The sequence below is a fragment of the Telluria sp. LT2P34 genome (assembly GCF_059685915.1).
Map to the genome: position 1 here is coordinate 49253 of NZ_JCASIN010000009.1, position 11502 is coordinate 60754.

An 11502-nucleotide genomic window follows, 5' to 3' on the forward strand; every position below is an offset into this window, starting at 1 on the left:
GGATTACCCCAGGTTTCGAACGATGTGTGGCCCGATCAGGTTTGCCAGTGGGATTGGCAACTTTTTCCACATCTTGATGAAGAGCTGGTATTTCGGGTTCAGCGGGTTATTATCCGGCAACGCATCGGCGCCGTACAGCTTGTATTCATACGGCAGCGGCTGGGCGGTAAAACCCCAGTTCTTCTTGAAATCGTAGGCGCCGGTACCGAGCTTGCTGCGGCCGAAATCGAACAGGCGGCTGCCGCGCGCGGCGGCGGCCTGCATCAGATTCCAGTACATGAAGTCATTGCCCGCCACTTCGCGCGCCAGGTCCATGCCGCCGCCGTAGTAGGGAACGACCTCGTCGCGCCAGTAGAAGCTCAGTACCGAGCCGACCAGGCGGCCGTCCTCGGTAACGATGGTGCGCACTTCGCATTCGTCGCCGAACTCTTTTTGCAAGTTCGCGAAGTATTTTTTCGGGAACACCGGGGTGCCGAGACGGTGCACGCTGTGCGAGTAAGCCGTGAACAGGCGATCGACATTGCTGTCGACTTCGCCGCGCAGGCCGAGCTTGATCCCTTTGCGGACCATCGCGCGCTGCTTGCGCGGGATCGCGTTCAGGTTTTCCTCGTCGTCGCCCGAGATCGCCTTGCGGAAGGTGACGTAGAGTTCCTTGGTCAGCCAGCTTGGATCGTCCGGGTGGGCGCGTTCCATGCCGCGGTATTCGAGGTGGCCGGCGCCGAGTTCGCGCGCCAGCTTGTCGGCTGCTTCGTCGAGCAGCACTTTGGCCTGGCTGTCGAGCGCGACCACGCCGCCATACACGCAGAACGGCATCGCGCCCAGCGCGTGGCCGAACAGGCGGCTCTTGACTTGCGCCAGCGGCAGCACGCCCTGGATCTGGCCGTCCCGTTCCACATAATAGAACCAGGTTTTGATGCCGAAGGACTGCTCGATCACCGGCTGCCAGCCGGAGAGGTGGAAGAAAGTAGCGTCCGGGCAGCTGCGCACGAAGGCGTCCCAGCGGGCCCGGTCTTGCGGTTTCAACAGGTGCAGGGTCGGAGGCGAGGCGTGCGGACGCTCGGTCCGCAACTCCTGGGACTTTTCAATAATCGAATTCATGGCTTGTTCAGGAAGATCCGGTCCATCCGGTCCCAGGCGAAATCGCCGGCGAGGGCGGCCAGGCGCCCTTCCATGCGATCGATGTTGATGTAGTGACGAAAGCGCGCCTTGGCGCCCAGGCCTTCCGGGCGCGGCTGGCCGGGATCGACTTCCCACGGGTGGAAGTAGAACAGCGCCGGCTCGTTGTCGATCTCGTTGACGCGCTTGACCATCCATTTCGACAGCGCGTAAGGCAGCAGGCGGAAGTAGCCGCCGCCGCCGGCCGGCAGCTTGCGCCCGCCCAGCATGGCGGTCGTGATCGGCACTTCGAGCAGGCCGTCCGGGCCGTTCGGATAAAAGGCGAAGCGCGGTGCGTCCGGCATGCCGTAGTGGTCGTGGGCAATCGGGTAGATGCTCGAGCTGTAGCGATACCCCGCTTCGCTCAGGACGTCCAGCGCCCACAGGTTGCCGTGGCCGATCGAGAAGCTCGGGGCGCGGTAGCCGATGACGGCCTGGCCGCCGATGTCTTCCAGCAGGGCCTTCGCCGAGCGGATATCGTTGTCGAACTGCTCGCGGTTCTGGTCCGACGCGCGCTCGTGGCCATACCCGTGGCTGGCCAGTTCATGGCCGGCCGCGACGATGCGGCGCACCATTGCCGGATAGCGTTCGGCGATCCAGCCGAGCGTGAAGAAGGTCGCCTTGACGTCGTTTTTCTCAAACAGCGCGAGAATGCGTTCGATGTTCGCCTCGACCCGGCATTCGCGCGCCGGCCAGCTGTCGCGGCTGATGTAAGGAGCGAAGGCCGAGACCTGGAAATAGTCTTCGACATCGCAGGTCATGGCATTTCGGATGCGCTCGCCCGGCTGGCGCTGCGGCCGGGCTGCGGGGGTCTGCATCTTCATTCCTGGGTATCCACGTGTTGGGCCGCCTGCACTCCTTGCGGGTTGGCGACGATTTTTTTCAGGATCGACAGCACCGAGACGACCGATTTCTCGAGGCGCATCATGCGCTCGTCGAGCACTTCGATACTGTCGCGGCGGTCCGGCGTGCCGCCGATGCCGTCGTCGAGGAAGGAAGCGCCCGAGGCCAGGGAGGGCGCGCGCGTCGCTTCCGGCTGCTGGAACTCTTCGCTGACGTCGTCGATCACGGTCTGGATATGCTCGCCGGTAAAGTGGTGCAATTCTTCCAGGTAGCCCATCAGCAGCACGCGGTCGAGCAAGGTGTTGGTCTTGCGCGGAATGCCGCCGGTGTAGCCGAAGATCGCCGCGTGGGCCTCGTCGTCGAAACTCGGGTCGCCGTTCCAGCCGACCGTGTGCAGGCGGTGCTCGATATAGGCGCGGGTTTCCTGCGCATCCATCGGGCCGAGGTGGTAGCTGGCGATGACGCGCTGGCGCAGCTGCTGCATGCCGGGGCTGTGCAGCGTGGCGCGAAACTCCGGCTGGCCGAGCAGGAAGGTCTGCAGCAGGGATTTTTCGTCGGTCTGGAAGTTCGACAGCATGCGCAGTTCTTCCACCGTCTTCGGGTTCAGGTTCTGCGCCTCGTCGATGACGAGCAGGGCGCGCTTGCCCTGGCGGTCGACGCCGTGCAGGAAGGCCTCCAAACGGGTCAGGAGGTCGGTCTTGGTGGCGCCTTCATGGGGCAGGCCAAAGCTCGAGGCCACCATGCGCAGCGTGTCGTCCGGATCGAGGTGGGTATTGACGATGTGGGCGGCGACGATCTGCTCGTGCGTCATCTTGTTGAACAGGTTGCGCACCAGCGTGGTCTTGCCGGCACCGACTTCGCCGGTAACGACGATGAAGCCCTCGCCCTGCGACAGGCCGTACTCGAGGTAGGCCATGGCGCGCTTGTGGCCCTTGCTGCCGAAGAAAAAGTGCGGGTCGGGGCGCAGCTGGAAGGGCTTGGCCGAAAATCCATAATATGATTCGTACATCGTGTCACTCCACTTAAAGCTGGGCCGATAGGGTGGCGCTGATCGAATTGGCGTAGTAATGCCTGCCGCCGAAGCGGCCAAAGGCGTCCTGGCCGCGCGTGTGGCGCAGTTCGACACTTCCCAGCATCTTGCGGCTGAAAATATGCCTCAGGCCCGTGCTGAGCGTTTGCTGGTCCTGTTCGATGTTGGTGTCCAGGGAACGCGCGCGCGACGCCGTCAGCGAGGCCGTTGCGCTGGTCTTCGTGTTGAGCCGATAGCTGTGGGCGAGATCGAGCCCGACCTGGCGAACATTGGCGTCAAATGGAAACGCCGGGGTGCCGACCTGGACGATGCCGGTCTCGGCCGGCGACAAGGCGACCCGCTCGTTGGCGTAGGCGCCCAGGATCGTGCTGTGGGTGCTCCAGGTGTAGACCACCGAGGCCCGGGCGCTCTTCTGGCGGAAGTAGCGGTTGCTGAGGAAATTCACTGCTTCGATCGTGCTGGCCGGCAAGCCGGTGACCCGCAGGTAGGCGTCGATCGCCTCCCGCCGTGCGAACGCATCGGGAATCGTCGCCGCATACAGCGAATCGAGCAGGCCCGCGGTGTCGATCGTTCTTGAAGAGGCGAACTGTTCACGCGCGGTCGTCACATTGTCCGAGTAGTTCAGGCTGGTGACCGTGTGGCGGCTGCGGTGCAAGGCCGACAGCGAGCCGGTGTTGCCGAAGAAATGGCGACCCGCCGACACGTCCAGGCTGGTGCGCGAGGACGGCCGCCAGGCGAAGCCCGCCGACCAGAAGCGCCCGGCGGTGCGTCCGCCGATGGCATTGAAGTCATAGCTTTCGTAGCCCCCGCTGGCGGTCAGGCGCAAAGTGCGGCTGAGGCGATAGTTGAGGTCGAGCAGGGCGTCTTCCGATGCGGTGTCTGGAAACAATTCGTTGTCGACTTCCTGGCGTGAATAGCTCAGGTTCCAGCCCAGGTCTTGCCACGAGCGCCCGCTGGCCAGGTTGAACGATGGACCGTGAGCGGTACTGCTGCCGAACAGTGTCCGGTCGGCTTTGACGCTGTTCAGGGTGTAGCGCAGCGTGGCCTTGGCAAAGTTACCAAAGCGCTGGTTGATATTCGGGCTGATGCTCCAGGTACTGACGTCGGTGACGTTCTCGTTGTTGTAGCGTGCTTCCTTGCCGAGCAGGCCGAAGGCCGAGATGGCCTGGTTGCTGCTTTGCGCACTGGCGTCGACATACATGAATTCGTCGATCACCTTCAGGCGGCCGGCCGCGTCGTACTGAACCAGGTTCCTGCGCGAATCGTCCCTGCCGCCGCCGACGTAGCCGAACAGCGAGGCGCTCGCATTGGCCCTGAGCTGGACATATTCGTTCTGGCCATAAGCGCTGATCCGAGGCGTCAGCTCGGTGATCAGGCGGGCGTTCCGGTTCGGGCTGCTGTTGAAGTTGGCGTTATCGGTCAGCACTTCGGTGACGGACAGCGCGGGCGTCACGCGCCACTGCGCCTGGGCCGGCAGCACCACCAGCAGCGCCGCTGCCAGCGGCAGAAGCCGGGGCAGCTTGCCGATGATTTGCTTAGCCGTAGTTGTAGTCATACTTCTCTTCGATCCCCGGGATGTCCCGCGCCTTGTTATAGATGAGGTTGACGTTGCTGCAGCCTTCGAGCTGGCGCAGCGATTCCTGGACCGCTTGCTGGGTCGTGCCCTGGGCTTCGACCACCATCACGATCTGGCCCATGTGGCTGGCCAGGACCCGCGATTCGCTCGTCAGCAGCAGCGGCGGCGAATCGAAAATGATGACGCGATCCGGATAGCGGTGGGCAATCTCGTTGACCAGGTTGCTCATCGTCGAACTGGCCAGCAGTTCGGTGGCGCGCGGCGTGCTGGTGCCGGCCGGGAGGATGCTCAGGGTGTCGACATTGGTGCGCAGCATCACGTCGGCCAGGTCGAGTTTGTCGTCGACCAGGATATCCATCAGGCCGCGCTGGGCCGGCAGGCCAAGCGTGCGCAGCACCGACGGACGGGCGACATCGGCGTCGACCAGCAGCACCGTGTGGTCGAGTTCCATCGCGATGCTCATCGCCAGGTTGATCGCCGAATACGTCTTGCCTTCGCCCGGCAGCGAGCTGGTGATCATGATCAGGTTGTTCGGACGGCCACCGGTGGCCGGGGTGAAGGCGCGCTGCAGCAACGGGCGCTTGATGACGCGGAAATCTTCCAGCAGGCTGGTACGGCCGCTGGCAGCCGTCACCAGGCCTGCTTCACGCATCGCCGCCAGGTCGAGGTCGACCTTGCGCGTGCCCGGCTTCGGGGTGGTCATGCGCGACGACTCGAGGCGTGGCTCGGCGCGTGCGGAGCGTGAATCCGCCCGCGGCGCGGCCGCAGGGGCAAGCGGGGCAGGCGCCGGCGCAGCAGGCGCACTGGCAGGGGTGTGCGACAGGGCGGCCGGGGTTGTGGCGGCCGGCGTAGCGACGCCCGGCGTGGCGACGCCCGGTGCCGTGTGCGGCTGCAGGACGACCGTCTGGTCGCCGTGCTCGACGACGACTGGGGCCGGCGCTGGCGCGCGGGTGTGGTCAATGCGGCTGGCCGCTTTTTCGATAATGCTCACGTTCGCTCCTAATATTGTTCCGTTACGGCGCTTACGCGCCAGCGCGCATCAGCATGGCGGCGACGCCGATGCCATAGGCGCCGAACAGCGCCAGCAAGGCAGCGCCGAGGCCGATCAGGCGGCGCTTGCGCATCGCCTTCTGGCTGCCGGTCCAGTGCATGTTGATCGATCCGAGCACCGGCACGCCGGTCGTTTCGCGCAGCGCTGCATGGCTCAGGAAGGTCGGACGCACCTGGGCCATCAGGAATGCGCCAGCCAGGCCGGCAAGCAGGGCGCCCACGAACACGGCCGAGAACAGCGCCAGGCGGTTCGGGCCGACCGGCTTGAGCGCGGCCACTGGCGGCTCAATCGTGCGGAAGGTCATCATGTTGGTAGCCGAGGTCAGGTTGCCCGACAGCTTTGCCTGTTCGCGGCGCTGGACCAGCTGGTTATAGTTCTCGCGGTTGACCTCGTAGTCGCGGTTCAGCTGGACCAGCTGGGCCTCGACTTCGGGCGCCGTCGTGCTCTGGCCGCGCAGGACCGCCACGCGCTGGGCGTATTCGCTGACACGGGCACGCAGCGCGGCTTCCTTCGATTCGGCTTCCGACAGCGACACCGTCAGCTGCTGCATCATCGGGCTGGCGGCGACGGCAGGATCAGGACGGCTCTTCTTCGCATCTTCACGCTTGCGCGCCTGGAGCTGCTCGACCAAGCGCTTGGTGGCGATGATGTCAGGGTGCTCCTCGGTGTACTGGAGGCGCAAGGTGTCAAGGCTCTTCTGGGCAGCGATGATGCGGCTTTCCAGTTCCGGATCGAGCGGGCCGCTGCCGCTGCTCATGGCGACGCCGCCGCCGGCCATGCGGCGGCGGATCGCACTGCTCGACTGCGCTGCCTCGGCCAGCTCCAGACGGGCCTGGCTCAGGGCATCGTTGGCGGCAGCGACCTTGGTGCCGAAATCGCCGCCATTCGGCAGCAAGCCGACGTTCTTGATCTTGAATTCCTTCAGCTTGTTCTCGGCCGTGGCCAGCTTTTCCTCGTAATTGCGGATCTCGTTGTCGATAAACTGGATCGCATTGTCGGACTCCTGCTTCTTGCCGCCGAAGCTGCCTTCCATGAAGATCGTCAGCAGAGCCTGGACGACGTCCTTGGCCAGCTTCGGATCAGGCGAGGTATAACTGATGGTGTAGATGTCGTCACGCTCGGTACCGGCCATCTTGATATTCTTCATCAGCTCATCGACCATCTCGTCCTTTTCGTCGCTGTTGGCAGCCTTGACGTCGAGGTCGGTATCGCGCATCACCTTCTCAACGTTCGGGCGGCTGATCAGGGTCTGGCGCATGAACATGACTTGCTGGTCCACGTTCGGCAAGGTCGTCATGCCAGCCAGCAGAGGCTTGAGGATGCTCTGGGTATCGACATACACGCGTGCCGAGGTCTCGTACTGGTTCGGCAGCTTGAGCACGACGGCCCAGCCAACCAGCGCCACCAACCAGGTGATGGCCAGTGCATGCCAGCGGTATTTACCGATGGCCTTAAGGAAATTCAGGATTAGGGCTGTTATCTCTGCCATCTCATCAGTCTCGCCATGAGTGCCCGGCAGGAAGCCAAGCACGTACAATCAACAAAAGAACACGCATCATCGCTTGTAGTTTGTGCAATTGCAATTGCATGCAGGCAAATCGTGCTAATAAACGTCATGCATAGCGCGCGTTACAACACAAATTCCCCAATGCAACGCTGAAATCGGGTGCCAGACCTCGCCTGGAGCGTTATTATTGCTTCCAGACAAACTTCAACTCCCAAAAGTGTTGCGTTACATCAATGCATTACTACAAACGAAAGTCCTGACTTTCGTCCCGGACCACGTCTTTGCTCAACATCAAGCTGCAGTATTGTAATGTTGGAATAGCTAAAGGGTCTGCACGATTGATTCCTATCCGAAATAATGAATGCAACATGAATAAGTTCTCAATACGCCGCCGTTTAATGTTGGCTTTCGGCGTTTTTACGCTGAGCGCTGCGACAGCGTCCAGCCACGCCGATGGCCTGGCGCGCACGATTGCCGCGCTCAAGCCGTCGGTTGTCGGTGTCGGCAGTTTCCTCAAGACCCGTAGTCCCTCGGTCGTGTTCAGCGGCACCGGCTTCGCCGTCGGCGACGGGCTGTCCATTATCACGAATGCGCATGTGGTGCCGACCATGCTCGACGCTGCGAAAATGGAAGAGCTGGGCATCGTGGTCGGCGCCGGCCGTGACTTCAGCTTCCGGCCGGCACGCCTGGTGGCGCTCGACCGCGGACGCGACCTGGCGCATCTGCGCTTGACGAGCGGGCCGCCGTTGCCGGCACTGGCCCTGGGCGACTCGCGCAGTGCGCTCGAAGGGCAGGCCTTGGCGTTCACTGGTTTCCCTCTCGGGATGGTGCTGGGACTGAACCACGTTACCCACCGCGCCACGCTGTCGGCGGTGACGCCGCTCGTCATGCCGTCGATGAGTTCGCGTGGGCTTGATGCGCGTGCGATCACCCAGTTGCAGCGCGATCCCCTGAAAATCTTCCAGCTCGACGGCACTGCTTACCCCGGCAATAGCGGCAGTCCCGTGTACGATCCGGATACCGGCGCCGTGCTCGGAGTCATCAATATGGTGTTCGTCAAGGGATTGAAGGAAAACGCGATTACCAGCCCGAGCGGGATCAGCTATGCGATCCCGGCCCAGTACGTGCATGAGCTGTTGCAGCGAAAGTAAAAAAATGGAATATTTCAATCGTGCATGGCTTATTGGCCTGCATGATTACGATACAATACGCCGGTTTGATGGCTAAATAACAATTTTTAATTTGCTTTAACAACAGTCTGGCGATGCCGCCGCTGCTTGTCGTGAAGGGGAATGAAGTGAGCAAGATGATGATGAATCTGACGAAACTGGCCCTGGCTTCGGCCTGTGCCCTGACCGTGTCCGGCTGCGCGGTGTGGGACAAGTTCCGCTCGCCGGCGCAGTCGCCCGTCTCGATGACGAGTGTCGTACCAGCCGATTACTTGATCGGCCCCGGCGACGCGGTCAACATCATCGTCTGGCGCAATCCGGAAGTGTCGATGTCGGTGCCTGTCCGTCCGGACGGCAAGATCACGACCCCGCTGGTCGAAGACCTGCCGGCAGCGGGCAAGACCTCGACCGAACTGGCGCGCGACATCGAGAAGGCGCTGGCTAAATTCATCCAGCAACCAGTCGTCACCGTCGTCGTTACCGGTTTCGTCGGCAATTACGGCGAGCAGATCCGGGTGATTGGCCAGGCCGCCAAGCCACAAGCCCTGCCATATCGCCGCGACATGTCGCTGATGGATGTCCTGATTGCCGTCGGCGGCGTCACCGAGTTCGCTTCGGGCAACCGGGCCAGCATCATCCGCACCATCGACGGCAGGCAGCAGAAGCTGAACGTGCGCCTCGACGACCTGATCAAGGATGGCGACATCTCGGCCAACATGCCGATGCGTCCTGGCGATATCCTGGTGATTCCGGAAAGCTTCTTCTAAGAAGCTGCGTGTTTGGATACTCTCGTTACGGCGCCTTCGGGCGCCGTTTGTCGTTCTGGTGCAGCGCAAGCGCGCTGTGAGCAGCAGGTCCTGAACATGACTTATGCACGCTTCTGTATAGAAGGACATGTGCGAGCGTATATTGAAGAGAAATTTCCTCGGAAATAGGCTTTGGACCGCCATCGCTATGCAAGCAACGTAAATTCCATCATATTCCATGGTCCGTAGGAGTGCTCTTACAAGCCCGCGAGCCCTTCAGGAAAAAAGCAACATTGTGACTTATTCCTTAAAAAAAAATACAGATTCCTCAAGGAATTATTATTCGAAATATGCTGTCGGGATTCTTTACAGACGTGTTGAGTTACCTTTGTTTTGATCAGATAAGTCATTGATTCTAATGAAATATTAAAATCTGGCACGGCACTTGCTAATAGGTGAGTGTGTTTGCCCAACCGATCAACTAAACGAGGATTACGAATCATGAAATTTCTGAAGAAACTGGCCTGCGCCACCGCTGTTGCAATGTCCTTCGCTGGCGCCGCCAGTGCCGAAGTCGTGCTGAACAACTGGGTCTTCAACCCAATCGGTGGCGGTTTCGCCACCGGCCAGGTGATTAACGAATACCTGGACGTGAACGGCAATGGTTTCATCCAACTGACCCCAACTGGCGGCAGCAGCTTCACCTTCACCGAAAACGCTGTGTTCAACATCCTGCAAGCTGACAGCAACGGCCAGCCGTTCGCGGCACGTTTCCCAGGCGGCAACATCAGCGCACTCTTCGAAGCCACTGGCCAGGGTAACTTCAGCGGCGCGTTCCAGTTCAGCGGCGGTACCATCCGCCTGTTCCAGAACACGACCAACCAGTACGGCACCACCGCAGGCATCTACGGCGCCAACCTGGGCAACGAAATCGCTTCGTTCAGCGTTCTGCCTGGTGGCGGCGGTAATGTCGATGCAAGCGGCTCGCCAATCAACAATGGTCAGGTGAGTGTGCTGGCCAAGGCGATCGACATGGACGCTGGCTACTTCTTCCGCAGCAACGGCATGGACCTGTCGCTGGAAGACATCATGGCCTTCGCCTTCACCAACGCTAACACCGTCGGTTCGCCTACCAGCACGCTGGTGAGCGAAGTGGCTTGCCAATACGCTGGCTACACTGGCAACGGCTGCAACGGCCAAGCCTACAGCAACACCAACCGCGCGTTCTTCGTTTCGAACAACGGCCAGTTCAAGCTGGCTGAAGTTCCAGAGCCAGGTTCGCTGGCCCTGTTCGGCATCGCCATGCTGGGCGCTGGCATCGTCAGCCGCAAGCGCGCCAAGAAGGCTTGATTGCTTTTTGAACGCGGGGTAATGAAATGAAAAGAGCGGGCTTGCCCGCTCTTTTCATTTGTGCGGCGGCTTCGCACCGGCGTCGGATTTCTTTACAGTCGAGTTCGAGTAAAACTGTCTGTTATGCATAAGTCGTTGATTTAATGAAACAATATTATATGGCACGGTAATTGCTTACGTAGGCTTATAACCTTATAATCAATTACATAAAGATACTTATCATGAAATTCCTGAAAAAAATCGCTTGCGCCGCTGCTGTTGCAATGACCTTCGCCGGCTCGGCCAGCGCCGCTGGTATCGTACTGAACAACTGGGTATTTAACCCAGTCGGTGGCGGCTTCGCGGGCGGCCAGGTGATCAACGAATACCTGGACGTGAACGGCAATGGCTTCATCCAGCTGACCCCAACCGGCGGCAATAGTTTCACGTTCACCGAACACGCTGTGTTCAACATCCTGCAAGCTGACAGCAACGGGCAGCCGTTCGCATCGAACTACGCTGGCGGCAACATCAGCGCACTCTTCGAAGCGACCGGCCAGGGTAACTTCAGCGGCGCGTTCCAGTTCAGCGGCGGTACCATTCGCCTGTTCCAGAACACGACCAACCAGTACGGCACCACCGCAGGCATCTACGGCGCCAACCTGGGCAATGAAATCGCTTCGTTCAACGTGCTCCCTGGCGGCGGCGGCAACGTCAATGCCAACGGCTCGCCAGTCAACAACGGCCAGGTGAGTGTCCTGGCACAGGCAATCGACATGGACGCCGGCTACTTCTTCCGCGGCAATGGCATGGACCTGTCGCTGGAAGACATCATGGCCTTCGCTTTCACCAACGCTAACACCGTCGGCTCGCCTACCAGCACCCTCGTGGGCGAAGTGGCTTGCCAATACGCTGGCTTCACCGGCAGCGGCTGCGGTGGCGGTGACTACGCTAACAGCAACCGTGCGTTCTTCGTGTCGAACAACGGCCAGTTCAAGCTGGCTGAAGTTCCAGAGCCAGGTTCGCTGGCCCTGTTCGGCATCGCCATGCTGGGCGCCGGCATCGTCAGCCGCAAGCGCGCCAAGCAGGCTTGATT

The 11502-nt window shown here is 61.2% G+C and carries 10 protein-coding genes; 4 read left to right on the top strand and 6 right to left on the bottom strand.

Annotated elements, in window-relative coordinates; genetic code table 11:
• Nucleotides 1-3: 3 nt before the first annotated feature.
• From AC56KZ_RS18870 to AC56KZ_RS18895, 6 genes are read right to left on the bottom strand one after another with little or no spacing between them, the layout of a single operon-like run.
• Complete coding sequence (locus AC56KZ_RS18870) at nt 4-1098, bottom strand: FemAB family XrtA/PEP-CTERM system-associated protein (protein WP_497163725.1); 1095 nt, start codon at nt 1096-1098, stop codon at nt 4-6.
• Nucleotides 1095-1979 carry an XrtA system polysaccharide deacetylase gene (locus AC56KZ_RS18875; protein WP_497163726.1) on the bottom strand — a complete coding sequence of 295 codons (885 nt, stop codon included), beginning with the start codon at nt 1977-1979 and terminating at the stop codon, nt 1095-1097. The genes AC56KZ_RS18870 and AC56KZ_RS18875 overlap by 4 nt, the downstream gene beginning before the upstream one ends.
• Nucleotides 1976-3007 carry an XrtA/PEP-CTERM system-associated ATPase gene (locus tag AC56KZ_RS18880; RefSeq protein ID WP_497163727.1) on the bottom strand — a complete coding sequence of 344 codons (1032 nt, stop codon included), beginning with the start codon at nt 3005-3007 and terminating at the stop codon, nt 1976-1978. Before AC56KZ_RS18880 ends, AC56KZ_RS18875 begins: the two co-directional genes overlap by 4 nt.
• 13 nt (nt 3008-3020) lie before the next feature.
• Complete coding sequence (locus tag AC56KZ_RS18885) at nt 3021-4583, bottom strand: TIGR03016 family PEP-CTERM system-associated outer membrane protein (RefSeq protein ID WP_497163728.1); 1563 nt, start codon at nt 4581-4583, stop codon at nt 3021-3023.
• Nucleotides 4564-5595, bottom strand: coding sequence for an XrtA-associated tyrosine autokinase (locus AC56KZ_RS18890; RefSeq protein WP_497163729.1), 1032 nt, complete (start codon nt 5593-5595; stop codon nt 4564-4566). The genes AC56KZ_RS18885 and AC56KZ_RS18890 overlap by 20 nt, the downstream gene beginning before the upstream one ends.
• 31 nt (nt 5596-5626) lie before the next feature.
• Nucleotides 5627-7144, bottom strand: a complete 1518-nt coding sequence (locus tag AC56KZ_RS18895; protein ID WP_497163730.1) for an XrtA system polysaccharide chain length determinant — start codon at nt 7142-7144, stop codon at nt 5627-5629.
• A gap of 386 nt (nt 7145-7530) precedes the next feature.
• On the opposite strand from AC56KZ_RS18895, the gene AC56KZ_RS18900 reads away from it, so the two are divergent.
• The 4 genes from AC56KZ_RS18900 (at nt 7531) to pepA (AC56KZ_RS18915) (ending at nt 11500) form a co-directional block, all read left to right on the top strand.
• A complete protein-coding gene (locus AC56KZ_RS18900; RefSeq protein ID WP_497163731.1) occupies nt 7531-8313 on the top strand; it encodes a S1 family peptidase in 783 nt (260 codons plus the stop codon).
• Between the two features lie 263 nt (nt 8314-8576).
• Entirely contained in the window at nt 8577-9098 is a 522-nt protein-coding gene (locus tag AC56KZ_RS18905) for an XrtA/PEP-CTERM system exopolysaccharide export protein (protein WP_497163784.1), read from the top strand.
• Nucleotides 9099-9578: 480 nt separating this feature from the next.
• Nucleotides 9579-10427, top strand: coding sequence for a flocculation-associated PEP-CTERM protein PepA (pepA, locus tag AC56KZ_RS18910; RefSeq protein ID WP_497163732.1), 849 nt, complete (start codon nt 9579-9581; stop codon nt 10425-10427).
• 221 nt (nt 10428-10648) lie between these two features.
• Nucleotides 10649-11500 (top strand): flocculation-associated PEP-CTERM protein PepA, encoded by an 852-nt coding sequence (pepA, locus tag AC56KZ_RS18915; RefSeq protein WP_497163733.1) that lies wholly within the window; start codon nt 10649-10651, stop codon nt 11498-11500.
• Nucleotides 11501-11502: the final 2 nt, after the last annotated feature.